Raw genomic sequence first — 22,737 nt, forward strand, 5'->3', positions numbered from 1 at the left:
CTTGGTATTGTGCCGCTGGATTTATGCTCGCATTGCCATAGATATTTCTGGTACTATCGAATTAATTAACTGTATAGAGTCACTTATGAATATTGATAACGCTGCTAAAGTACTGAAAGAATTAGGTCATCCTACTCGTCTGGCGCTATTTAAAATCTTAGTGAAGGGCGGTCATGAAGGCGTAGCTGTTGGCGAAATTCAGCAATTATTGCACATTCCCGGTTCTACCTTGTCGCACCATATTAGTGCCTTAGTGTCGGCTGGGATTATCTCGCAGCGCCGCGAAGGCAGATTACTGTATTGCGTGCCGGATTATCAGTTGCTACAAGGCCTAGTGAATTTTTTGCAAGACGAATGCTGCACAGGTAACTAAGGGCGTTAGCGAGCTCATTCAGTCGTGCGCGCTTTGTTTGTTTATTTGGCTATGCATATATGTGAAATATCATATATTATAACTTGGTAGTGCTTAATAGTGATTGTATTGATGATTGTATTGATGCTTGCATTGATGCTTGCAATAAGGCGACTGCGCAGTGGCGCTAGATTGCAGCAAAAAGTCACTGCATTAACGGCTTAGTCTACAAAGGGATTTGTAAAAAATTAGGATTGAAATGAATGATTAACCCCACTCAGTTTTTTAAATGTTTGGCTGATGACACCCGCTTACGTTGCCTGATGTTAATCCAGCAAGAAGGCGAGCTATGCGTGTGCGAATTAACCCAAGCGCTGCAAGATACTCAGCCTAAAATATCGCGTCATTTAGCGCTGCTGCGTCAATGTGGCTTATTACTTGATAGGCGCCAAGGACAGTGGGTGTTTTATCGAATTAATCCTGAGTTACCAAGTTGGTGTCTTAGCGTATTAGCTGAAGCTACGGTTAGTAATGCACTGTTTTTTAAAGATAATGTTCACTCGCTGCATACTATGGGTGGTCGGCCAGATAGGATTAAATTCTGTTGTTAATGCGGCTGACAATGGCACGAGTTATTGGCATGGCATGATTTTGGTACGGTATGAGTTTGGTATGAGTTAATTGATAAAGCCCTTGTTAAAGCACGAGTAAAGACGCTGATTAACGCGTAACTGAGTTACGCGCGATGTAATGCAGTTTTTATGTCTAAAATTTAGAATTAAATATATGATATTTCATATATTAATTCTATGTTTGGAGTAAAGCCCTATTGCTTGAGCGATAGATGCTAAGCATGGCGATAAAGACTTAGCATGGCGATAAAGACTTAGCATGGCTGCGTAGTTAACTATCAGCAATGACATGTACACAGAGAAAAAGGATATAACTATGACCATCAAAATTGGGATCAATGGCTTTGGCCGTATGGGACGTTTAGCGCTGCGCGCCGCATGGGATTGGCCAGAGCTGGAATTTGTACAAATTAATGATCCCGCCGGGGACGCCGCCACATTAGCGCACTTGCTAACCTTTGATTCTGTGCATGGCCGCTGGCAGCATGAAGCCCGCAGTGACGGCGATGAGATAGTGATAGCGGGTAAACGTATTATTTGCAGTCGCAATCAAGCCATTAGCGATACCGATTGGTCTGCTTGCGATGTAGTGATTGAAGCCTCGGGCAAGATGAAAACCACCGCCGTGCTGCAAAGCTATTTAGCCCAAGGCGTTAAGCGCGTAGTTGTGACAGCGCCAGTGAAAGAAGAGGGCGTATTAAATATTGTGATGGGGGTTAATCATCAACGCTATGATAAAGCCATACATCCTATAGTTACTGCCGCATCTTGTACGACTAACTGTTTGGCGCCAATCGTTAAAGTCATCCATGAAAATCTTGGCATAGTGCATGGCTCTATGACCACAATTCACGACATTACCAATACCCAAACCATATTGGATGCGCCCCATAAAGATTTACGCCGCGCGCGCGCCTGCGGTTTAAGTTTAATTCCAACCAGTACAGGTTCAGCTACCGCCATTACCCATATTTTCCCTGAACTTAAGGGTAAGTTAAACGGCCATGCGGTGCGTGTGCCTTTAGCTAATGCCTCACTGACCGATTGCGTATTTGAAGTGAGTCGGCCAACCACTGAGCGCGAAGTGAATCAATATTTACAAGCGGCAGCGAGCGGCGCATTGCAAGATATTCTGGGTTATGAAGAGCGGCCATTAGTGTCAGTGGATTATAAAACTGACCCGCGCTCAAGCATTATTGATGCCTTATCGACCATGGTGATCAATGGCACTCAGGTCAAGCTGTATGCTTGGTACGATAACGAGTGGGGATATGCCAATCGCACGGCTGAACTGGCCTTAATGGTTGGCCGCATGGATAAAGCTAATTAACCACAGGACAAGATGGCTATGTTGACGACATTATCTGCGCAAATGCGCCAATATTGGGTGGTTACTGGTAACTACTGGGCATTTACGCTTACTGATGGCGCGCTGCGCATGTTAGTGGTGCTCTACTTTTATGGATTAGGTTATAGCCCGCTCAACATTGCTATGTTGTTTTTGTTTTATGAGATTTTTGGGGTAATCACTAATCTCGTGGGCGGCGTACTCGGCGCCCGCTTTGGTCTAAATAAGACCATGAATATTGGTTTGTTTTTGCAAATAGCAGCCCTAGCTATGCTGCTAGTGCCAACGGATATGTTAAGTCTGGTGTGGGTGATGAGCGCGCAAGCCTTATCTGGCATAGCTAAAGATCTCAATAAAATGAGCGCCAAAAGTAGCATTAAGCTGTTAGTGCCAGCAGATGAGAACGGGCAGTTGTATCGCTGGGTCGCCATACTCACAGGCTCTAAAAACGCCTTAAAAGGTGTCGGCTTTTTTATGGGCGGCGCCTTACTTAGCCTCTTGGGTTTTCAATTCGCGGTGCTCACTATGGCGCTAGCATTAGTACTGGTATGGGTATTTAGCTTAGTGAGCCTTAAGGCTGATTTAGGCAAAGCCAAACATAAGCCCAAGTTCACTGATATTTTGTCAAAGAGCCCTGCAATTAATCGCTTATCAGCAGCGCGATTATTTTTATTTGGCGCCCGCGATGTGTGGTTTGTGGTGGCGTTACCTGTGTACCTAACCGCTAATCTTGGTTGGGATCATTGGTCGGTTGGCAGTTTTTTAGCGGTTTGGGTGATGGGTTATGGTCTCATTCAAGGCTTAGCGCCGCGGATTACCGGCATGAGTCATGGGCAATTGCCCAATGGTAAGATGGCCGCTAGCTGGGCGGCAATACTCACGGCTGTGCCATTCTTGCTTGCTTTAGCGCTGAGAACTGATTTTTATGCCAGCACCATATTACTTATAGGCCTTATGTTATTTGGCGCGCTCTTTGCGATTAACTCATCACTGCATAGCTATTTGATTGTCAATTATGCAAGCGATGATGGCGTGTCACTGGATGTTGGTTTTTATTATATGGCCAATGCCTTAGGGCGCTTAGTTGGCACCTTATTATCGGGCTGGGTCTATCAAACCTCAGGCCTTGCCGCCTGTTTAGTGATTTCAGGGATATTTATCGGCGTCGCCGCCATTATTTCCCTTAAATTACCGCGGCAATAAGTGCCTTGTTTGATGGCGAAATTTTATGGCTAATTCATATCGACATGAATGCGAGTTAAGCTAATAGGCGCGAATTATAAGTTGAAGCTAGTTACCATCAGCTAGATCGCCAATTATTTAAGCTTGTTTTTGGCTGCCTCACCTGAGCAATAGTTTAGGCGTCATCCTCTGGGAACCTATCCACTTCAGGTAACTCATGAATGTGCTTCATCCACTGAAGCCTTTCAGCAACTTGCATTTGCAGTGTTGGCGGCAGTGTATCTGGGTCGTCTAAGGTTGCAGATTGAATATCCACAATTCCGGGCATAACGTTGGTATTGCGATAAAACAAGCCGCTGCCACACTCTTGGCAAAAACTGCGCATAGCGGCGCCCGATGAATTAATGGTTTTGGGCTTTCCTTTCATTAATACCAGGGATGATTCATAAAATGATGCCCAGGCCACTAGCGGCGCGCCAGCACTGCGCTGGCAATCTTTACAATGGCATAGCGCAACCAAGATTGGGTTTGCTGTCAGTTGGTATGTAATAGCGCCGCATAGGCATTGACCTTGGTAGTTCATTGAGACCTCGTTACTGTACTTGAGCACGACAAGTTTGATGTTTATTCAGTGCATGGCAATGGCAATGCTAATCAGCCTGTTCATGGCAACACACATTTTATGGCGTACATGGCATAGGGAAGCCGTAACCAACCTTGTTAATGACTCCGGAATTCAGATAATAACTGCGACACTCTAATTGAGGTGTAGAAGAAGCCAACTGCTGAAAGTGGTACGCTTTATCTCGCCAAAGTAAAAGAGTATCACTATGAATTATCAACAGTTGACTGAAGCAAGACGATACCAGATTTCCGTGCTTTTAGAACAGGGCTTTTCGATAGCACATATAGCTAAATGCATTCATTGCCATCGCTCTAGTGTTTATCGGGAAGTGAAACGATGCCAAGGGCAATCACGCTATCAGCCTGATATTGCACACGAGCAGGCTGTCACAATAAGGCGTCAGTCGAGTAAATATGCGATACCCTCGCAGCGAATAGAGAGCATCATCCTTTTGCTGGAATTGGATTGGAGCCCTGAGCAAATCTCGCAGGTGTTGCGCCTAGTGAAGGAACCCGTCAGTCACGAGTGGATTTATCGCTATATTGCACGCGACAAACGCCGGGGTGGTAAACTTTATCGTCATTTACGCCAAGGACATAAGCGTTATCGGCGCGGTAAAGTAGAGCAAGCTCCTACCATAAAAAACGCCGTATCCATTGACGACAGACCTGCGATTGTCGATAGTCGAGAACGATTCGGAGACTGGGAAATCGATACTGTATTGGGTCTACATGGAACGGGAGCAATTGTGACCCTATTAGAGCGTAAGACTCGGTTTTATTTGATAAAGAAAGTCAATTCGAAGTCAGCGGCAGATGTAACGAAAGCGACGATTGACAACTACCTTGAAAAACACCGCCTATAAGGCGCATGTGCTAACGATAACGGCAGATAATGGACGCGAATTTGCTAACCACCAAAAGATAGCAGAGGCGCTAGATACCCAGGTGTATTTTGCGCACCCTTATCGTTCGTGTGAACGTGGTGCGAATGAAAACGCCAATGGATTACTCCGGCAGTATGTCAAAAAAGGCGTTGATTTGAGGCTAGTGAGTGATGAATTGATCGAATTTGCTCAGAATAGAATTAACTATCGACCCAAAAAGTGTTTGAAGTTTAAGCAGCCTGCGCTGGTGTTTCACCAATTAGCTGCTTAATTGTTGAGTGTCGCACTTCGGAGTTGAATTCGGGTCTAAGCTAAGATTGGCCCGTTTACGATTAGTCGGTTTGTAATAGTTCAGTATCCACTGTTTTTAGCCGTTTGGCTTTATTCACAAGCTTAAGTCAGTCACCGTCAAAGAGATTGTACTCTTTATCCTTTGGTTTGGCGGTTTTGATTTCTGTATCTGTTAGGCGAGTAGTGCTCATGGCCATGTTGGGTACACTATGGTATCGAAGTGAAAGCTGTGTTCCCTCCAGTGTACCCAAAAATTAAAGAAGTTATAGGATGTTATAAAACTACCTAGCACGGTAAGTATTTGATTTAGCTTATTTCAGGCAATAAAAAAGACATCCTAAGATGTCTTTTTTAAAAGGTTTGGTGGAGGCGGCGGGATTTGAACCCGCGTCCGAAAAACCTACGCTCAAGGCGCTACATGTTTAGTCTTTCTTTTGTTTAACCGTTTATCCTCCGAAAGACAGGATGACACCCGGTGAGCCTAGTACTATTTCGCGGTTCACCCCTAGACAGAGTTCCCTCGCTAGCACGATGTAAGATGACCGTCAGATCCACTGCCCATGTGCAAGACGTGTGGGTGACGGCTAGCGGCCTTAAGCTGCTAGAGCGTAGTTATCGTCGTTTGCAACTATAACTTTGCGGCTTTTTACGAGGCCAACCGCCCCTCGACATGCTCCCGGAGTTTCGCGAATCCCGTCGAATCCAGAATCGCCCCCGTGATTTGAAGTGTAACTCGTTGAGTTGAAATGTCTACTACTGAATTACATCATCACTGCTAACTGTCTATTAACTGAACAAAAGGCGGTTTATTTGTTCTTCATGACTCGGGCTTTTTCAATCGACCATTCGCGCTGCTTAGTATCTTCGCGCTTATCGTGATCTTTTTTACCTTTACCTAAGCCAATTTCAATTTTAACCCAAGCTCGGTTGCGCCAATACATAGAAATCGGAATGATGGCATACCCTTGACGTTCAACTTGACCGGTTAAACGGTCAAGCTCGCGGCGGTTTAACAATAACTTACGCATGCGCGTTGGGTCACATACCACGTGGGTTGATGCTGTATTGAGGGGAACTATGCTGCAATTATGCAAGAAGGCTTCGCCATTTTTGAGCAGCACAAAGCTTTCCGACAAGTTAACTTTACCAGCACGGATAGATTTTATTTCCCAGCCCATCAAAGAAAGGCCCGCTTCCAGTTTATCTTCGATTCGATATTCGAAGGTTGCACGCTTATTGCGAGCAATCGTTGCTGGTGGGTTTTTAGCGGATTTTTTTGAGTTATTCTTAGCCATAGACCGCAATTATACTCGCCGAGGGTGAATTTGGAATTGGCAGTATAACAATATTTTAGGCAATGGCTTAGGTTGAAAATTTGGTTGCTGGCTTTTTCGCCACTCTCTATGTGTGGTTGGTATGTTTTGCTGTGAGCATGGTAAACTATTGGCCGCATTAGCAATTGGATTTTGGACATAAGCATGCCTAAGTTGAGTCGCAGTGCCTTGGTGAGAGCCAGTGCGTTGCAAATGTATGAGTTGGTTAATGATGTCGAGTCTTATCCGCAATTTTTGCCGGGTTGTGTTGGCGGTAAAGTCATTGAGTTTGATGGTAAAACCATGTTGGCTTCAGTAGATGTCGCCAAAGCGGGTATCAAGAAAACCTTTACGACTCGCAATCAAGTGATCCCAGGTAAGCGCATTGAACTCACGCTTGAAAATGGCCCGTTTAAACATTTGCAAGGCTATTGGCAATTTACTGAATTGACTGATGATGCTTGTAAGGTCGAGTTTGAATTAGAGTTTGCCTTTTCTAGCCCGTTAGTGGCGCTGGCCTTTGGTAAAATATTTGAAGAGTTAGTTGGTTCTATGGTGCAAGCGTTCAGCCAGCGGGCCAAGGTTGTCTATCCAAGGTAAGTTATGAATCCTAATCTAGATAAATTTAGTGTTGATGTTATTTATGCGCTGCCAGACAGAGCCAAGGTAGTGAGTGTGATGGTCAATGGTGAGACCACAGTGCTTGAAGCTGTGGTTCAAAGCGGCATAGTCAATTTTTTCCCCGAAATCGATATCAATACGGTGAAGCTTGGCAGTTTTAGTCGCATGGTAAAATCTAGCGAGCTGTTAGTGCCAGGGATGCGGGTAGAAATATACCGCCCCTTGATTGCCGATCCTAAAGATGTGCGCCGTCGCCGCGCTGAGCAAGCCAAAGATGATGGTCGCCTTAATAAGATTACTGGCGCTAAGCTTTAAGCAATGATTTGGTCGTTCGTTAATGATGCACTTAGGACTATTTGATGTGAGTTATCGCTCAAAGGGTGGCTGAAACACTATGGCCGCCATAGTGATTGTCACTCAGTAAAGCAGATAGACACCAAACAATAAGGCCCGCAATTGCGGGCCTTATTGTTTCAGTCATTGACTATTCATTATTCACTATCTGTGGTCACAGACTGCTGTGATAACGGCTTTTCTTCTTCAATCAGTGGTTTAGCATCACCACGAGATTGCGGAACCAAAGGTTCAGACGCCGGATTATTGGTCATAGGTAAGCGGCTTTGTTCAAGCGGGGTGGCAAAGTCAGTATTCAGTTCATAATCACCCGTGACTTGGCTCAGGTTGCCATTAGCATCGAAGTTTAAAATTAATTCTTTGTGAATGATGCTGGCATCGCGGCCACTTTTGAAATGATAAACATAGTACCAAGTGTCATTAGCAAAGCTATCGCGCAGCACTGGGCGACCTAGAATATACTCGGCTTGCTCCTTGGTCATATCAATCCGCAGCTTTTCAACTTGTTGCTGCTCGACATAGTTACCTTGGGGAACGTCGGGCTTATACACTAGCCAATCAAACACACTGCAACCACTGATGCTGAGGCTCAATACGGTCAGGGCTAATACTTGTCTGGTACGTTTTATGGTTATCATTGGTCACTGCAAGCTATCGAGAATGGCCTCAATCATAACTAAGCAAAGGTATGACTGACAAGGGTTAATAGCATCAAGCCTTGAAACTGAGGCGATTTTTTAACGCCTTGCTTGAGCTTGCTAAATTGCTGCCTAGTTTTTACCGACATTCAAGTCTTTGCCTGTAATAGGCTATGGCTGCTACACATCTGCTTAAAGCGATTGGCTAATCACTTGCTAGATCATTGAGTAGTTAGCTATGCGCAGTAATAAGTATGATTAGCGAATGAGAATACCGTGATACCAATCTTTGGCGCTGTAGAGCTACTTATCGAGGGCCGTTAATCATCTAATCTTGCCGATTAACATGTATTTACTATGCAAGAGCAATGATCTGACAAGTAATCAATGGTTTTATATAGAACCCAGACGGTATGTTAAATCAGTGGCTGTGACTTAGCTAGTTTGGGCTAAATACACAACATCCGCCGTCGGCACTAAGTCTTTAGTCTAAAATTGCATATTTATTAATTTATTTTGCAATTTGACCAATAATATTTTGAATGTTGGCAAATTAACATTTTGTCTGTTCAGCGCCTTATGCTGCCTTTCGATAATCAAGTTGACGTAAAGGTAAGATTTAAACGCTCGTTTGATTGATGGGTGTTGGCATTCAAATATAAGCTATTGTTTTAGGATAGATAACTTAGTTGCCGCAAGAGATAATCCTAAACACCTTAGTCTTTAATCCACTCAAATATCCCATAAATAAGTGTAATCATATAATTACGCGGTGAAATTTAATTACGGATTTAAAAACAATTACTCTTTGCTGGTGCAGTTGTCAGACAAGTCACTCGCTATCGTTTTAACCTTAATTCTCATCTTAATAAAGTTGATTAAAAACAGGTGTTTGAGGCAGTTTTATTTTTTGGTATTACCAATTTAATTCGCACGCCACATAAGTAAAGTGATTGCTAATATTGTTGCCGTATTGTTGCTTTAACAAATGTTCAGCGATAGGGTTAGTACTAATTCAACATTTGCCGGTTGAGCTGCTAATGCGGTGAAGTTTCATGGTTTAGGTGCCATTAGCATGAGGTGGATATATCCACCACGCCAAGCACAGCCACCTAAGGGCTAGCAGCTAAGCCGAGCTTGCGAACAACCTAGTTACATTAGTTACTCATGAATTTAGGTATTAAGAGGTATAACAATGACGACGACATCTATAACTATTAGCGAACAACAGTCAGCACTAAAAATTGTTGGCAAAAATATACCTGGCGTTGATGCTGTGTTTACTGAAGGAGCCTTGTCGTTTGTCGAAGGCTTATGCCAGACCTTTATGCCAGAGCACGATCACTTGCTTGAAGTGCGTAAACAAAAACAATTGCTGATTGATAATGGTCAACTGCCTGATTTTTTACCGCAAACTCGATCTATTCGCGATAGTGAGTGGCAAATCCGTGGCATTCCCCACGACTTACGTGACCGCAGGGTCGAAATCACTGGGCCGGTTGAGCGTAAAATGATCATCAACGCGCTCAATGCCAATGTAAAAGTGTTCATGGCTGACTTTGAAGACTCATTAGCGCCGTCGTGGGAGAAGGTGATTCAGGGGCAGATAAACCTGCGCGATGCCGTTAATGGCACTATCACTTATACCAATGAAGAAACCGGCAAGTTATATCAGTTAAATGATAAGCCAGCAGTGTTAGTTTGCCGCGTTCGTGGTTTGCATTTGCCAGAGAAACATCTGCAATTTCAAGGGAAATCAATTCCTGGCGGACTACTGGATTTTGCCTTGTATTTTTATCATAACTATCGCCGCCTACTGAGCAAAGGCTCAGGTCCTTACTTCTATATTCCTAAATTGCAAAGCCATGAAGAGGCGCGCTGGTGGGCGAAAGTGTTCGCCTTTGCAGAAGAGCGTTTTTGTTTAGCGCCCGGTACTATTAAATGCACCTGCTTAATTGAAACCTTGCCGGCAGTATTTGAAATGGACGAGATTCTGTATGAATTACGCTCCAACATAGTCGCACTTAATTGTGGTCGTTGGGATTATATTTTTAGTTATATCAAAACCTTAAAAAACCATAGTCATAGAGTGCTGCCAGATCGCCAGCAAATTGGTATGGATAAACCGTTTTTAAGTGCTTACTCGAGGTTGTTAATTAAAACCTGCCATAAACGCGGCGCACTAGCCATGGGCGGCATGGCAGCCTTTATTCCGGCCAAAGATGAGCAAACCAATCAAGCTGTATTGGCCAAAGTTAAAAAGGATAAAGAGTTAGAAGCGCGTAATGGTCATGATGGCACTTGGGTGGCGCACCCTGGTCTTGCTGATACGGCTATGGCGATATTTAACGATTACATCGGCCAGAATCATACCAATCAATTGCATATTACCCGCGATGTAGATGCTCCAATTTTAGCGGCAGAACTGTTAGCACCGTGTGAAGGCGAGCGTACGGAAGAGGGCATGCGCCTTAATTTGCGCATCGCGCTGCAATATATCGAAGCTTGGATTGGTGGCAATGGCTGCGTGCCGATTTATGGCTTGATGGAAGATGCCGCGACTGCCGAAATCAGCCGCACTTCTATTTGGCAGTGGATCCGCCATGGCAAGCAATTATCCAATGGCAAGTTAGTCACCAAAGACCTGTTTAAATCCATGTTGGTGGAAGAGCTCGCCAAGGTTAAAGAAGAAGTCGGCCAAGAAGCGTTTACCCGTGGCCAGTTCACTAAAGCTGCCGTACTGCTTGAACAAATCACTACCTCAGATGAGCTGGTAGATTTCTTAACAGAACCCGGATACCAATTATTAACCGAATAATGCATGACCAAGTTAATGGGCGCGAACGGTTCGTGCCCATCCCCCAGTCTGAAGGAGCAAGTCTATGAGCCAGTCACAACCAAATCGCCAGCAACAAATTGATGCGTTAAAAAAAGATTGGGCAGAAAACCCACGTTGGCAAGGTGTTCGTCGCCCTTATACCGCTGAAGAAGTGGTGAGTCTGCGGGGGTCATTTGTACCTGAAAATACTATTGCGCAGCGCGGCGCCGCTAAGTTGTGGCATTTAGTGAATGGTGGCGCTAAAAAAGGTTATGTTAATTCACTCGGCGCTTTAACTGGTGGCCAAGCAGTGCAACAAGCCAAAGCAGGGATTGAAGCGATTTATCTGTCTGGTTGGCAGGTAGCGGCCGATGCCAACTTAGCTGGCACCATGTATCCAGATCAATCCTTATATCCAGCCAACTCAGTGCCAGCGGTAGTATCACGCATCAATAATTCATTTCGCCGCGCGGATCAAATTCAGTGGAGCAATCAGATTGATGAAGGTAAGCCTGGTTACACTGATTATTTCCTGCCGATTATTGCTGATGCCGAAGCGGGTTTTGGCGGCGTGCTTAACGCCTATGAATTGATGAAGGCCATGATAGATGCGGGCGCCGCTGGCGTTCACTTTGAAGATCAGCTGGCATCAGTGAAAAAATGCGGCCACATGGGCGGCAAGGTCTTAGTGCCAACTCAAGAAGCGGTGCAAAAACTGGTGGCGGCGCGTTTAGCGGCCGATGTCAGCGGTACCCAAACCTTAGTGATTGCGCGCACCGATGCTAACGCGGCTGACTTATTAACCTCGGATTGCGACCCATATGATCGCGACTTTGTGACTGGCGAGCGCACTAGCGAAGGCTTCTATCGCGTTAATGCCGGTCTTGACCAAGCGATTTCTCGCGGTCTTGCTTATGCCCCTTATGCCGATTTAATTTGGTGTGAAACCGCAAAACCTGATCTTGATGAAGCGCGCCGTTTTGCTGAGGCGATTCATGCCCAGTACCCAGATCAATTACTGGCATATAACTGCTCACCATCGTTTAACTGGAAGAAGAATTTAGATGACGCCACCATAGCGCGCTTCCAGCAAGAGCTGTCGGACATGGGTTATAAGTACCAGTTCATCACCTTAGCTGGTATCCATAACATGTGGTACAACATGTTTGATTTGGCGTACGACTATGCCCGCGGTGAAGGTATGAAGCATTATGTGGAAAAAGTTCAAGAAGTTGAATTTGCTGCCGCAGCTAAAGGTTACACCTTCGTGGCACATCAACAAGAAGTAGGAACAGGTTACTTTGATAAGGTCACTACCGTTATTCAAGGTGGGCATTCTTCGGTGACGGCATTGACTGGCTCTACTGAAGAACAACAATTCTAACTATTTGTTTCTATATCGAAATAGTTAATACTTTTGAAGTGAATTTGCGGTCTTAGTGCCGCATTTTTTTTGGGGCTTTCCTATACTCATAGAACTTGGATGCAATAGTAGAGCAGTGGATGCCAGTAAAACACACCTCAAATCGCCTCGATTACTGGATAAACTATCTAGGCGAACAAGAACTCCCTGCATTATGTTCAAGTATTCGCAGCCTTGAATCGTTAGCTGATGATAATGTCAGTCCTCTTGCCAATATCAGCCGCAGTATCATGCATGATAATGCGTTAACGTCGCGCATTTTACGGGTAGTTAATACTGTTACTTATCATAAGGGTGGTCCACCCATTACCACCTTAAGTCGCGCCGCTGTGGTGCTGGGCTTTGATGTGATGCGCAATATTTGCCTGACCGCTAAGCTTTTAAGCACCACCATTGAAAAAGATTTAGTGACAGGCTCAGTGTATCAGATGCTACTTAGGCAAATGGCGCACTCGTTTCAAGCCGCCATGATAGGACGCATGATGCAGCAGCATCAAAAAGAGCCGCTGCGGGAAGAGGTCTTTATTGCTAGTCTGCTATTTCATTTGGGAGAAACTGCTTTTTGGAGTAGCGCTCAGCCAGAAGTGAAGTCGTTAGCCATTAAGCTACAAATGTGCCTCTCGGACGCCGAGCAGCAACAAGCTATTCGCGAAGTGATCGGGGGGCGATTTAATCAATTAACTCTTGGATTAGTCACGCAGTGGGGGCTTGGCGCCTTGCTGCAAAGCGCGCTTAGTCAACATCAAAGCTGTCCACCTGAATCCGTAAGCATCATTAAGGCTAATGAATTGAGCGCCGCATTAGAGCAAGGTAATCCCGCTGAGATAGATGCCTTAATTATTCAATGCGCTGAGTTATTAGGGGAGGATATTCATGAGTTTACTGAACGTTTAGATAAGTGCTTAAAAGCGACGATTAAATTAACTCATGCTTATGGTGCCAATGAATTAGTGGAATATTTAGCGCCCAATATTGAAAGTTTACACCCGAAAAATAATCAGAGTGAAGCGCTACAAGTTGCCAGCGCCCAGCATAAACAAATTCAAATTTTATCTCAGTTAGCGGCATTGGCTGGCGCTAAAGCTGACTTTAATCCCATCTTGCAATTAGTGCTCGAAGGCTTAGTCGATGGCGTGGGGCTTAAGCGTGCCTGCGTGTTGTTATTAACTAAAGATAAGCGCAGTCTGACGCCAAAAATGGCCTATGGGGATGATTGCAGCAGTCTTAAGGCCGAGTTAGCGTTAACCATTGACGAAAACCCATTGATTGGTCGTGTTATCGAAGATAAAACCATGATGTATTATGGCCAATCTCAACAATGGCATGAGTATTTGCATCCTCTTGCAAGCATTACCCTTAAAGCTAATTCACTCGCTATCTTAATCAATCGCCATCGTAATAAAAGCTGCGGTATAGGCGCCATAGTGCTAGAAAATAAGGTGATAGGTTTAGTGTATTTTGACAATAAGCAGGGGTTAACTGAATCGCAGATGCAAGGGGCTGTATTGTTTTGGCAACAGGCTAATTTATGCTTGAATTTAGCCTATCAAAGATAATGCTAGAGTTTGGTTAACTCTGGTAACCATTCACAAGGGTCGAGTCGATAATAGCACCGTAAACATTGATATAACTTAGGATGTTCGGCATTGAGTTGATGGCCTTGCTCAAAAAAGACTTCAGTACATACCGCAAAAAATTCGGCTTCATTGGTAGCGCCATAGACATCGATGAGATGAGCTTGCTGATGTGCAATCGCTTGCTGCAAGGCTGCGTATTCTCGAGCCATGACCTCAGACCACAATTGATATTCTGCAGCATTGTTAAGTTGCGGCGCGCCGTTAGCTTTACCATTGATTTGATCTAATTGATGAGCAAATTCATGGAAGACTACATTGCCAGCCATGCCTGGGTGAGTCGCATCATTGAGTACATTCGCCCAAGCTAAGATGACTTTGCCTTGCTCCCACGACTCGCCACTTAATACGTGACTATGGCGATGGGCGACGCCAAAGCCATCGAGCTGTTCAGTTTCGACAATAAAAGCTTCCGGGTACACCAAAATAGTGCTGAGCTTGTCATAGTAATTGGTTTCTTGTTCTTTATTGAGCAAAAGCAAACAAGCTTGCGCCGCTATGGTCACCTTGATGGCATCAGTAATAACGAGCTCATTACAGCCAATAAACTGTTTTTCTTCAATAAATAGAATGATTAATTGTTTTAGCTTTAACTGCAGATGTGCAGGTAACCAGAAAAAATAGGGAACATGGGTCTTAATGATTTGGCGCCACGCCTTAGGGAATGGCCTTGCCATAATGCGGCGTCTAACGCGCGCTTGACGAAATGGAGCCGTTATAATCCAGGCTATTACCGTAAGGGCAATGATGAGTAAGAATGTGATAGTGACCATAACGCCTTCTTAATTAGCCGTCATGGCAGTGGGGGGACTTAAACGATAGATTATAAATAGCATAAAAATAGCAGTCATAGCTATCTTGCTACGACTACAGGGGTACAAGTTAATACATGCTGACACTACTAATGAGGAGCTTAATTAAGCTCCTCATTTAGGCCATGATAAGGCGCACTGAGTTGCGCTCTTTGCTGCGGGCTTAATTGATAATGGGCTTGAATAAGTTGCCTGATGATTTTTGACTTTGATTGCTGCTGCTCGCCAGCCATGATGGACAGTTGTTTAATGGCATCCTCTGATAAACTAAAAGTCGCATTACGGTTTTTCGCCAGTGTTTGCGGGTCTTGCAAACTCACTTCGAGTGGTAACTCTAATGCTAACGGCGTGATTAAACGCAGTGGTTGCACCGGCAAAGGTGCTGGTATCCCTGCTATATCCTTGCTGTGTATTGGTTTGTCATAAATAGCACTGACATGCATATTGTTGCCATGTAATTGCCCCATGGCATATAAGTTAGATTCCTCGATAAAGTCTTCAATACTGACCGATGTTGGCGGCAAGCGCTGACGGTTAGCTGACGATACGGCTTTCTTGAGATCGGCCATGCCCATAAGCGCCTCCATTGGTCGTGGGTTTATTGTTACGGATGTCATCAATCAGGCTTTCTGTGCTACTAAAGCCTAAAAACTCCAGCACTATGGCGCGAATTTCCGCTGCGGCTTTACCTTCTTTGTCGATTTCAATGACAGATAATCCTGATTCTTCGCTGTCATCATAAATATTGCGGCTGTAAGTGATGGCATCGAGCACATGGATGTCATAAGTGCGGCACACTTCTTTGGCTTCTAAAATTCGGCCCGCTTGATTGGGTAAATTGGGACACTGGGTCATAACAAAGCAAGCATGCAGATCGGGATTCACCATGGAGCAGGTTGCCACCACATCATCCATGTGCAATACCGTTTTAAGATCGCGCCGTTTAGGTCGCAGTGGCATTAATACATGTTTCGCCACCGACATGCTGGCGCGCAGAGCTAAGTTATCTTGGCCGCCACAGTCGATAATCACAAAGTCATAGTGCTGCTGTAAACTTAATAGATCGTTACGAATTTTACCGTAGAGCTGCACGCAATTGATGGGGATAAGTTCAGGGTTATTATTACGCGCTTGGATCCAATCTGAGGTGGTGCGTTGTGGGTCGCAGTCAACCATGATGACAGATGCATGGCAATCTCGGCTAAGAAAGACGGCAATATTCTGTGCTAGGCAACTTTTGCCACTGCCACCTTTTTCTCCGCCAACCAATATAATCATAGTAAGTTCCTTTTATCGACTTGGGATCTTAGCCTGCTTCAGATAAGCTAAATGGGTCTAAAGATAAGTCATATTCCTTGTTATTGACTGTAGTGGTGAGTTTCACTCTTGGCAATCTCGCTTTGTTTGACGCAGTCAAGGATATGCGCTGGTGGCGATGATTTGGCTGCCAGAGACGCTAAGTCAAAATACTGACGATTGAACTGCATGCGAGATTGGTCTAATTAACCCCATGTTTTTCGATGGTTTTGTATTATTTAGCTACGCAGTGAATGAATTGCAGTAACTATTAGTAGCGCCACTATCTTAGGTTCCCTTATGCTTATTTAGTTGCCTTAAGCATGTTTGTTATTTGTAAATTTTCTAAGTTATTTTTTCATTAAGGATATTCAGTGTCAGGTGCGAGTGAGCAACAATTAGTCGAAGCCATTAATCAGGTAATGCCTTTTGGTAAATACAAAGGTCTTAAATTATTAAGGTTGCCAGAGCCTTATCTCGTATGGTTTCATCGCCAAGGGTTTCCCCTCGGAAAACTCGGTGAGCAATTAGCGTTAATGTACGAAATTAAGCTCAATGGACTCGAAGCGCAATTTCAAGGCTTCTTAATTGATCGCTGATAATTTATCCAACTGATTGGCGAATGTGAGATCTGGACAGAATTTTAGTGGCAAGTGACTGCAGGGATTGCGCAGAATATGGTATTGCTTAGTCATAGTAAGGCTGTCATTGGGTCAGTCACAGAAGGATGCCTCTAATGAAATTAAAATTATCTGGAATGTTTGCTGCAGTTGTTATGGCGTGTTGTTCAATGTCAGCGGTTGCTGATGAAGCGTATCAAGGCAAAGTACTTGAAACCATGAATGCTGGCGGTTATACCTATGTACAAGTACAGCAAGGTGACACGAGTATTTGGGCTGCAGGTCCTCAGGTGGCAGTGACTCAAGGTGATGTGGTGTCATTATCTGGTCAAAGCTGGATGAAAGATTTTACTAGCAAAACCTTAAACCGTACTTTTGATAAGATTTTATTTGTCGGTAAAATCGACAAGCAATAATTTCAGTTCGGGTTTTCTAGTTAATAAAAGCAGCTATTTAGCTGCTTTTATTTTGGCTATAGGTTTTTATACTTCAACTAGGTAGATGGGTTATGTCAGTGGCATTAATGACACCAGATTTTCACATTATTACTTACCATAAAGATTATGCCTTGGCGGTGAGCGAGTTATTTCATCAGGCAGTACAAGGGATTGAGCATCCAAGTTATTCATTGGCACAAATTAATGCTTGGTCCAGTGCGCCGCGCTCTGCACGTCATTGGCATCAAAGGTTATCTCGCAGCCAATCTTGGTTAGCTGTACTGAAAGAGCAAGGTACTTGTATTGGTTTTATTAATGTGGAATCAGGCTTTAGAGAGCTTGGCTATATTGATAGTTTATATATTGCCCCAGCCTATCAAGGACTAGGCGTCGGCAGTCAATTAATCGCTAAAGTGATTACTTGGGGACAAGATGCTAGGCTTTCACAGTTAACCCTTGATGCTTCTTATTTATCGCGGCCGTTATTTAGTAAACATGGATTTGTGCAACAACAAAAAATCTATCAAATTAAATCTGGGCAGATGATCCCAAGTTTTCAGATGAGTCTTGAATTATGAAATCCTTTAAGATTTGCGCTTATGTTCCAGATGATGCTTCATTAATTGCTGAAGCCTTTCGTGCTCGTTTGTTGTCTAGCGTAAATCAAGAAGGGGCTAGCAAAGCCAGTAGCTATGTTAAGGACGCGCGCATATCAACCGACTTTTGGCGTGAGCATGTGCAAACGCAATACACTTGGGTTGCCAAAGAACAAACGCAAGTCATAGGGCTGGTGAGTGTGTACTTTAAACAAGATAAACCCTATATCCAGTTTTTGTTCACTAAAACGGGTGAAAATGGCGTGGCCACTGCGCTGCATCAAGCCATGATGCAGCGCTTAACACAGCAGCAAATAGAGGCAGTTTATGTGGATGCCGATGTCAACAACGCTAGCTTTTTTGAGCGCCGCGGTTTTGAAAGATTGACTGATGACAGCTTTGACTCTGCAGCGGCTGTGTATCTACATAAAAGTATTTCGTACACAAAGCATTGCGTAAGCAAGGCCATAATAATTAAAGCGCTATAAATCAAAGCTTTGGTAAAAAAAATTAATCCATCAATACGCTGATGCGATTAACCCTTATTGAGTGATTAGCCTTTGATGGCTGAAACCAGTATCGATTCGTTATGGCTAATATAGTTAACCGTCGGCAACGCATGGCTGGTTAAATCGGCATATTTTAAAAAGTCGATAAAGGCCGAAGGCAGGGTGATATTCGGCACAGTTTGCTGCCATTCTCGTCGCAATAACGGATCGTAGCCTTCTTTCCCCATAACGGTATAAGCGCTCGATACTCCAGTGTAAGCATTATCCGGCTCAACTTGGCGCCAGCCAGCATCACTTAAATATTCTAACCGCGTAATTCGCTGCCCTAATGGCAAGCGGCCATCGTAATCAAAGCGCAATCCCCAAGTGTAAGGAAAACTGCCAGTACCAGTGCCATAGACACTATTGTTAGTGGCGGCATTAATGGCGGACTCTAACGCCATTTGTAAATACTGACCTTGAATGTGATAACGCACCAGCGGGATTTCAAAGGGTAAAATACTACCCAAAATATCCGCGCGCGACACAGGCCCCGCAGCCAATGATTGTCTCACGCCGCCGGCATTATGTAAGGCAAAATCCACGGCCAAGTCTTGCTTGGTTTGGTTATACAAGCTTTGACTGACTAACGGTGCTAATTGACTGCCATGGGGAAACGCGCGCCCCGGTAAACGGTTATGCACGAAAGGGCGGGGAACTTGGCAGATAATGTCTTGGCGTAACTTAACTAAGGCCGGTTGATAGCGCTGTTTGACTATTTCATCAATTTTAGTGAGTGCTTGCTGACCTAGCATTAGCGGGTGTTTATGCACTTTAGCGCAAACATTGGCATAGTCAGCTTGACTGAGCGGTGACTCGCAATCGAGTAACAACTGCTTGTCCTGCATAAAGTAATTGCCACCTTCAAGCAGTATAACCTTACCGCTATCATCAAATTCAATATCGGCCATGCCTAAGGTTTCAGCATATTTACCAGCGTGGACTATAGGTGTGCGATTATGGGTTTCGCCATACACTAAATTGCTTAGCCCAAGGTCACTAAAATCGCCTTGCAGCGTATGGCTATGGCCGCCCACAATCAGGCTTATGCCTTCAACATCTTGGGCTAAGCGTCTATCTCCGTCTATGCCAAGATGACTTAACACTATGATGTGATAAATACCCGCTTGATGCAGCTTAGCTATGGTATTGCGGGCAATTTCATGAGCGCATAAAAACTGAGTGTCAGCATCGATATTGGCAATCTTTGCCATGTCGGTCAGCGTGATCCCAAAAATAGCTAACTGCTTATCTGCTAAAGGTTTTAATAACACTTTGGCACAATTATCTTGTGGATCTACATCAAATAGACGTGGATGGCCATGTAAGCTAGATACTGAGGCGTTGGCCTCGGTCAACATATTGCCTGCCAGTAAAGGGAAATTAATGGTGTTTAGAAAATTAACAATCGGCGCACTGCCGTCATCAATATCATGGTTACCTAGCACCATGGCATCTGGTTGCAATTCATTAAGCAAGTGAGCGTTTGCTAACCCTTTAAATTCACGGAAATAAAGGGTGCCTTGAAAACTATCGCCACCATGCAAAAACAAAAACTCTTGCTGATTCTGTTTGGCCTTTTCTCTGGCTTGTTGGAGTTGATAGCCAATTCTGGCCGCGCCACCGCTATGACAGCTAATCCGTACGGGTGAGCCTTGATGATCCACAATAAATTGCACCTTGCTAGGTTCAAAGTGGGAATGAGGATCATTGATATGGGTTAGGGATAATCGATAACGCATGAAGAAATGCTCAGAACGAAATGAGATGCAGAAGGCGGGGAATTACCCCGCCACAGTACTTAGTTGGAAACTTGTTCAAAATCACCATCATCGGATAAACGTATGCCTTTATCTTGCATACGGCGTTTCCATAATCGACGGGCTAATTGCTGCATGTCAGCGGCAGGATCGTTTAAATCAACGATTTCAAGACCCAGCATAGATTCAATAATATCTTCTTGAGTCACTATGCCTAAGCCTGAACCATACTCATCCACCACCATGGCAATTTGGGTATTACGCTTAATCATGCGCTCAAACAGCGGCAAAATTTTTGCGGTTTCAGGCACGGCCATCAGACTGCGCTTGAGCGCGTCAATCGGCTCTTCTGGCGTGTCGCGGCTCGCTAATAAGATATCAGTGCGGTTCACATAACCAACAATATCATCATGATCGTTAGCGTACACAGGAATGCGAGTAAAAGGTTTATTGATATGTTGGTCAATAAACTCTTGCTGACTCATGTTGATTGGCAGAGAAAACATCACGGTTCTTGGCGTCATGATAGCTGTTACTGGCACATCTCTGGCCTGCAACATTTGAGTTAAAATTTTTGACTCTTGCGCTTCTAGCTCACCATTCTCATGCCCCATTTTGGCCATGGCACTCATTTCTTGACGAATATATTGGCCATCGTCGCCTTTACCCATTAACTGCGTCACTTGCTTAGACATCCAAATTAATGGCAGGGTGAGTTTTTCCATCCAATACAAAATATAGGTAACGGTTGGCGCTAATGAACGCCAGTAGTTTGCCCCAATAGTCTTTGGAATGATTTCGGAGAAGAACAGAATAATAAAGGTTAATACGCCGGAGAACACCCCTAGCATATCATCGCCAAATACTTTAGCTGCTTGCGCGCCTGCTACTGCAGCACCGACAGTGTGGGCTACTGTGTTTAGCGTCAAAATAGACACTAAAGGCGATTCGACATTTTCTTTTTGCTTGCTTAATTTGGCAGCCGCGTTGGGATTAGTTTGAGTTAAGTTGGCAATATAGCTAGGTGTTACAGACAGTAATACCGCTTCGAATACGCTACACAGAAAAGAAACAAACACAGCGACAAGGATGATTATGATGAGGGTAATCATAATGATTAAATTATAACTCCGAAATTTAGGCCAACATTGACCGAGAGCAATCTTACCATAGAATCATAACCCACATTGACAAAAATCACCGCTGACTAGCATTCCCCTACATTAATACCTGAGCGCAAGAGTCGTGCGGCTAGCCATGCTAATAAGCATGGCGGCATCATTCCCTGTACGGGGTTTATCGAGTGCTAATCGCCCGATAGCCTAACTGTGACTAGCGTAATAGGGCCTGCATGAGTATAATTCGCCGCCCCGTGGCCAGAATTCGTTGTTGAGGTTAGCCAAATGAGTGAAAAGAAGATCAATTTATTAGACCTGGATCGTAAAGCGATGCGGGCATTAATCGCGGAAATGGGAGAGAAGCCATTCCGTGCTGATCAATTGATGAAATGGATCTATCATTTTGGTGTCAGCGACTTCGAAGAAATGAACAATATCAATAAGGTATTGCGTCAAAAGTTGGCTGCTCGCTGCGAAATTATCGCGCCTGAAATTTCTAGTTTTCAAAAATCTGTTGATGGCACCATTAAGTTTGCTATTAATGTTGGCGAAGGTCAGGAAGTTGAAACTGTTTATATTCCTGAAGAAGACCGCGCTACTTTATGTGTGTCATCACAAGTAGGTTGTGCGCTGGAATGTACTTTCTGCTCGACCGCCCAGCAAGGCTTTAACCGTAACTTGACTGTGTCTGAAATCGTCGGTCAAATCTGGCGTGTGTGCCATTTCTTAGGTTTTGCTAAAGAAACCGGTGAGCGCCCTGTGACTAACGTAGTGATGATGGGTATGGGTGAGCCGCTGCTCAACTTAGCCAATGTGATCCCTGCCTTAGACATCATGCTGGATGATTTTGGTTTTTCATTATCTAAGCGCCGCGTAACCGTATCAACCTCAGGGGTTGTACCTGCGTTAGATAAATTAGGTGATGCGATAGATGTCGCTTTAGCCGTTAGTATTCATGCCCCCAATGATGAACTCAGAAATCAACTGGTACCGGTTAACAAAAAATACCCGCTCAATGAATTTTTAGCCGGTATTCAGCGTTATATCGCAAAATCTAATGCTAACCGTGGCCGCGTGACCGTTGAATATGTGATGCTCGATCACATCAACGACAGCACAGACCAAGCCCATGAATTAGCTAAGTTGATGGCAGACACACCTTGCAAGGTGAATTTGATCCCATTTAACCCGTACCCAGGTTCGCCTTATGGTCGCTCGTCTAATTCTCGCATCGATCGCTTTTCAAAAGTATTAATGGAATACGGTTTGACTGTGATTGTGCGCAAGACCCGTGGCGATGACATAGATGCTGCCTGCGGTCAGCTGGCGGGGGATATTCGAGACAGAACTAAGCGTCTGGCAAAAAAACAAATGCAACAAAGCCAAATTTCAGTCAGAATAGACTAACTCTTTGTTTACGTTTAATTAGGGCA

Annotated in this window: 22 protein-coding genes, 1 other RNA gene and 1 pseudogene; 15 read left to right on the top strand and 9 right to left on the bottom strand. The window is 44.3% G+C overall.

Annotated elements, in window-relative coordinates:
• Positions 1–85: 85 nt before the first annotated feature.
• From AC1HDP_RS00645 to arsJ, 4 genes are all read left to right on the top strand, one after another.
• Entirely contained in the window at positions 86–373 is a 288-nt protein-coding gene (locus AC1HDP_RS00645) for an ArsR/SmtB family transcription factor (protein WP_479637255.1), read from the top strand.
• A gap of 242 nt (positions 374–615) precedes the next feature.
• Positions 616–963 carry a metalloregulator ArsR/SmtB family transcription factor gene (locus AC1HDP_RS00650; RefSeq protein WP_479637256.1) on the top strand — a complete coding sequence of 116 codons (348 nt, stop codon included), beginning with the start codon at positions 616–618 and terminating at the stop codon, positions 961–963.
• A 337-nt stretch (positions 964–1,300) separates the two neighbouring features.
• The gene (locus tag AC1HDP_RS00655) at positions 1,301–2,314 is read left to right on the top strand and encodes an ArsJ-associated glyceraldehyde-3-phosphate dehydrogenase (protein WP_479637257.1); all 1,014 of its coding nucleotides are present in this window, start codon (positions 1,301–1,303) and stop codon (positions 2,312–2,314) included.
• 12 nt (positions 2,315–2,326) lie between these two features.
• A complete protein-coding gene (arsJ, locus tag AC1HDP_RS00660) occupies positions 2,327–3,535 on the top strand; it encodes an organoarsenical effux MFS transporter ArsJ (protein ID WP_479637258.1) in 1,209 nt (402 codons plus the stop codon).
• Between the two features lie 154 nt (positions 3,536–3,689).
• On the opposite strand, the gene AC1HDP_RS00665 is transcribed toward arsJ, so the two are convergent.
• Positions 3,690–4,097, bottom strand: coding sequence for a GFA family protein (locus AC1HDP_RS00665; RefSeq protein WP_479637259.1), 408 nt, complete (start codon positions 4,095–4,097; stop codon positions 3,690–3,692).
• 247 nt (positions 4,098–4,344) lie between these two features.
• On the opposite strand from AC1HDP_RS00665, the pseudogene AC1HDP_RS00670 reads away from it, so the two are divergent.
• Positions 4,345–5,296, top strand: a pseudogene (locus AC1HDP_RS00670) (IS30 family transposase).
• Positions 5,297–5,677: 381 nt separating this feature from the next.
• Here AC1HDP_RS00670 and ssrA read toward each other — a convergent pair.
• Positions 5,678–6,032, bottom strand: a transfer-messenger RNA (tmRNA) gene (gene ssrA / locus AC1HDP_RS00675).
• Positions 6,033–6,122: 90 nt separating this feature from the next.
• Positions 6,123–6,611, bottom strand: a complete 489-nt coding sequence (gene smpB / locus AC1HDP_RS00680) for an SsrA-binding protein SmpB (RefSeq protein ID WP_479637260.1) — start codon at positions 6,609–6,611, stop codon at positions 6,123–6,125.
• Positions 6,612–6,794: 183 nt separating this feature from the next.
• Here smpB and AC1HDP_RS00685 point away from each other — a divergent pair, with 183 nt between their 5' ends.
• Positions 6,795–7,229 carry a type II toxin-antitoxin system RatA family toxin gene (locus AC1HDP_RS00685; protein ID WP_479637261.1) on the top strand — a complete coding sequence of 145 codons (435 nt, stop codon included), beginning with the start codon at positions 6,795–6,797 and terminating at the stop codon, positions 7,227–7,229.
• Between the two features lie 3 nt (positions 7,230–7,232).
• Positions 7,233–7,565: an RnfH family protein gene (locus AC1HDP_RS00690; protein ID WP_140931867.1), complete on the top strand. Its 333-nt coding sequence runs from the start codon at positions 7,233–7,235 to the stop codon at positions 7,563–7,565.
• A 176-nt stretch (positions 7,566–7,741) separates the two neighbouring features.
• On the opposite strand, the gene bamE is transcribed toward AC1HDP_RS00690, so the two are convergent.
• Positions 7,742–8,242: an outer membrane protein assembly factor BamE gene (gene bamE / locus AC1HDP_RS00695; RefSeq protein ID WP_479637262.1), complete on the bottom strand. Its 501-nt coding sequence runs from the start codon at positions 8,240–8,242 to the stop codon at positions 7,742–7,744.
• Between the two features lie 1,195 nt (positions 8,243–9,437).
• On the opposite strand from bamE, the gene aceB reads away from it, so the two are divergent.
• From aceB to AC1HDP_RS00710, 3 genes are all read left to right on the top strand, one after another.
• Positions 9,438–11,060, top strand: coding sequence for a malate synthase A (gene aceB, locus AC1HDP_RS00700; protein WP_479637263.1), 1,623 nt, complete (start codon positions 9,438–9,440; stop codon positions 11,058–11,060).
• A gap of 64 nt (positions 11,061–11,124) precedes the next feature.
• Positions 11,125–12,444: an isocitrate lyase gene (gene aceA, locus AC1HDP_RS00705; protein ID WP_140931873.1), complete on the top strand. Its 1,320-nt coding sequence runs from the start codon at positions 11,125–11,127 to the stop codon at positions 12,442–12,444.
• Between the two features lie 119 nt (positions 12,445–12,563).
• The gene (locus tag AC1HDP_RS00710; RefSeq protein ID WP_479637264.1) at positions 12,564–14,039 is read left to right on the top strand and encodes an HDOD domain-containing protein; all 1,476 of its coding nucleotides are present in this window, start codon (positions 12,564–12,566) and stop codon (positions 14,037–14,039) included.
• Between the two features lie 2 nt (positions 14,040–14,041).
• Here AC1HDP_RS00710 and AC1HDP_RS00715 read toward each other — a convergent pair whose 3' ends face one another.
• The 3 genes from AC1HDP_RS00715 to AC1HDP_RS00725 form a co-directional block, all read right to left on the bottom strand.
• The gene (locus tag AC1HDP_RS00715) at positions 14,042–14,890 is read right to left on the bottom strand and encodes a M90 family metallopeptidase (protein WP_479637265.1); all 849 of its coding nucleotides are present in this window, start codon (positions 14,888–14,890) and stop codon (positions 14,042–14,044) included.
• Between the two features lie 140 nt (positions 14,891–15,030).
• Complete coding sequence (locus AC1HDP_RS00720) at positions 15,031–15,504, bottom strand: ribbon-helix-helix protein, CopG family (RefSeq protein ID WP_479637266.1); 474 nt, start codon at positions 15,502–15,504, stop codon at positions 15,031–15,033.
• On the bottom strand, positions 15,464–16,207 hold the full coding sequence (locus AC1HDP_RS00725; RefSeq protein ID WP_140931881.1) for a division plane positioning ATPase MipZ: 744 nt from the start codon (positions 16,205–16,207) through the stop codon (positions 15,464–15,466). Before AC1HDP_RS00725 ends, AC1HDP_RS00720 begins: the two co-directional genes overlap by 41 nt.
• A gap of 392 nt (positions 16,208–16,599) precedes the next feature.
• Between AC1HDP_RS00725 and AC1HDP_RS00730 the strand changes: the two genes are divergently transcribed.
• The 4 genes from AC1HDP_RS00730 (at position 16,600) to AC1HDP_RS00745 (ending at position 18,366) form a co-directional block, all read left to right on the top strand.
• Positions 16,600–16,824 carry a DUF3820 family protein gene (locus AC1HDP_RS00730; protein ID WP_479637267.1) on the top strand — a complete coding sequence of 75 codons (225 nt, stop codon included), beginning with the start codon at positions 16,600–16,602 and terminating at the stop codon, positions 16,822–16,824.
• A gap of 137 nt (positions 16,825–16,961) precedes the next feature.
• Complete coding sequence (locus AC1HDP_RS00735) at positions 16,962–17,261, top strand: NrfJ (protein ID WP_479637268.1); 300 nt, start codon at positions 16,962–16,964, stop codon at positions 17,259–17,261.
• A gap of 92 nt (positions 17,262–17,353) precedes the next feature.
• Positions 17,354–17,860, top strand: coding sequence for a GNAT family N-acetyltransferase (locus AC1HDP_RS00740; RefSeq protein ID WP_479637269.1), 507 nt, complete (start codon positions 17,354–17,356; stop codon positions 17,858–17,860).
• A complete protein-coding gene (locus AC1HDP_RS00745; protein ID WP_479637270.1) occupies positions 17,857–18,366 on the top strand; it encodes a GNAT family N-acetyltransferase in 510 nt (169 codons plus the stop codon). Before AC1HDP_RS00740 ends, AC1HDP_RS00745 begins: the two co-directional genes overlap by 4 nt.
• A 65-nt stretch (positions 18,367–18,431) precedes the next feature.
• On the opposite strand, the gene AC1HDP_RS00750 is transcribed toward AC1HDP_RS00745, so the two are convergent.
• Positions 18,432–20,168 carry a bifunctional metallophosphatase/5'-nucleotidase gene (locus AC1HDP_RS00750; protein WP_479637271.1) on the bottom strand — a complete coding sequence of 579 codons (1,737 nt, stop codon included), beginning with the start codon at positions 20,166–20,168 and terminating at the stop codon, positions 18,432–18,434.
• 59 nt (positions 20,169–20,227) lie between these two features.
• Positions 20,228–21,298 (bottom strand): CNNM domain-containing protein, encoded by a 1,071-nt coding sequence (locus AC1HDP_RS00755; protein ID WP_479637272.1) that lies wholly within the window; start codon positions 21,296–21,298, stop codon positions 20,228–20,230.
• A gap of 291 nt (positions 21,299–21,589) precedes the next feature.
• Here AC1HDP_RS00755 and rlmN point away from each other — a divergent pair, with 291 nt between their 5' ends.
• Entirely contained in the window at positions 21,590–22,711 is a 1,122-nt protein-coding gene (gene rlmN, locus AC1HDP_RS00760) for a dual-specificity RNA methyltransferase RlmN (RefSeq protein ID WP_140931893.1), read from the top strand.
• Positions 22,712–22,737: the final 26 nt, after the last annotated feature.

It is taken from the genome of Shewanella sp. ISS20, assembly GCF_056522965.1.

Excerpts from the sequence above, each read along its gene's own strand:
- AC1HDP_RS00645 (WP_479637255.1), top strand. The coding sequence starts at position 86 with ATGAATATTGATAACGCTGCTAAAGTACTGAAAGAATTAGGTCATCCT.
- AC1HDP_RS00650 (WP_479637256.1), top strand. The coding sequence starts at position 616 with ATGATTAACCCCACTCAGTTTTTTAAATGTTTGGCTGATGACACCCGC.
- AC1HDP_RS00655 (WP_479637257.1), top strand. The coding sequence starts at position 1,301 with ATGACCATCAAAATTGGGATCAATGGCTTTGGCCGTATGGGACGTTTA.
- arsJ (WP_479637258.1), top strand. The coding sequence starts at position 2,327 with ATGGCTATGTTGACGACATTATCTGCGCAAATGCGCCAATATTGGGTG.
- AC1HDP_RS00665 (WP_479637259.1), bottom strand. The coding sequence starts at position 4,097 with ATGAACTACCAAGGTCAATGCCTATGCGGCGCTATTACATACCAACTG.
- smpB (WP_479637260.1), bottom strand. The coding sequence starts at position 6,611 with ATGGCTAAGAATAACTCAAAAAAATCCGCTAAAAACCCACCAGCAACG.
- AC1HDP_RS00685 (WP_479637261.1), top strand. The coding sequence starts at position 6,795 with ATGCCTAAGTTGAGTCGCAGTGCCTTGGTGAGAGCCAGTGCGTTGCAA.
- AC1HDP_RS00690 (WP_140931867.1), top strand. The coding sequence starts at position 7,233 with ATGAATCCTAATCTAGATAAATTTAGTGTTGATGTTATTTATGCGCTG.
- bamE (WP_479637262.1), bottom strand. The coding sequence starts at position 8,242 with ATGATAACCATAAAACGTACCAGACAAGTATTAGCCCTGACCGTATTG.
- aceB (WP_479637263.1), top strand. The coding sequence starts at position 9,438 with ATGACGACGACATCTATAACTATTAGCGAACAACAGTCAGCACTAAAA.
- aceA (WP_140931873.1), top strand. The coding sequence starts at position 11,125 with ATGAGCCAGTCACAACCAAATCGCCAGCAACAAATTGATGCGTTAAAA.
- AC1HDP_RS00710 (WP_479637264.1), top strand. The coding sequence starts at position 12,564 with ATGCCAGTAAAACACACCTCAAATCGCCTCGATTACTGGATAAACTAT.
- AC1HDP_RS00715 (WP_479637265.1), bottom strand. The coding sequence starts at position 14,890 with ATGGTCACTATCACATTCTTACTCATCATTGCCCTTACGGTAATAGCC.
- AC1HDP_RS00720 (WP_479637266.1), bottom strand. The coding sequence starts at position 15,504 with ATGGGCATGGCCGATCTCAAGAAAGCCGTATCGTCAGCTAACCGTCAG.
- AC1HDP_RS00725 (WP_140931881.1), bottom strand. The coding sequence starts at position 16,207 with ATGATTATATTGGTTGGCGGAGAAAAAGGTGGCAGTGGCAAAAGTTGC.
- AC1HDP_RS00735 (WP_479637268.1), top strand. The coding sequence starts at position 16,962 with ATGAAATTAAAATTATCTGGAATGTTTGCTGCAGTTGTTATGGCGTGT.
- AC1HDP_RS00740 (WP_479637269.1), top strand. The coding sequence starts at position 17,354 with ATGTCAGTGGCATTAATGACACCAGATTTTCACATTATTACTTACCAT.
- AC1HDP_RS00745 (WP_479637270.1), top strand. The coding sequence starts at position 17,857 with ATGAAATCCTTTAAGATTTGCGCTTATGTTCCAGATGATGCTTCATTA.
- AC1HDP_RS00750 (WP_479637271.1), bottom strand. The coding sequence starts at position 20,168 with ATGCGTTATCGATTATCCCTAACCCATATCAATGATCCTCATTCCCAC.
- AC1HDP_RS00755 (WP_479637272.1), bottom strand. The coding sequence starts at position 21,298 with ATGATTACCCTCATCATAATCATCCTTGTCGCTGTGTTTGTTTCTTTT.
- rlmN (WP_140931893.1), top strand. The coding sequence starts at position 21,590 with ATGAGTGAAAAGAAGATCAATTTATTAGACCTGGATCGTAAAGCGATG.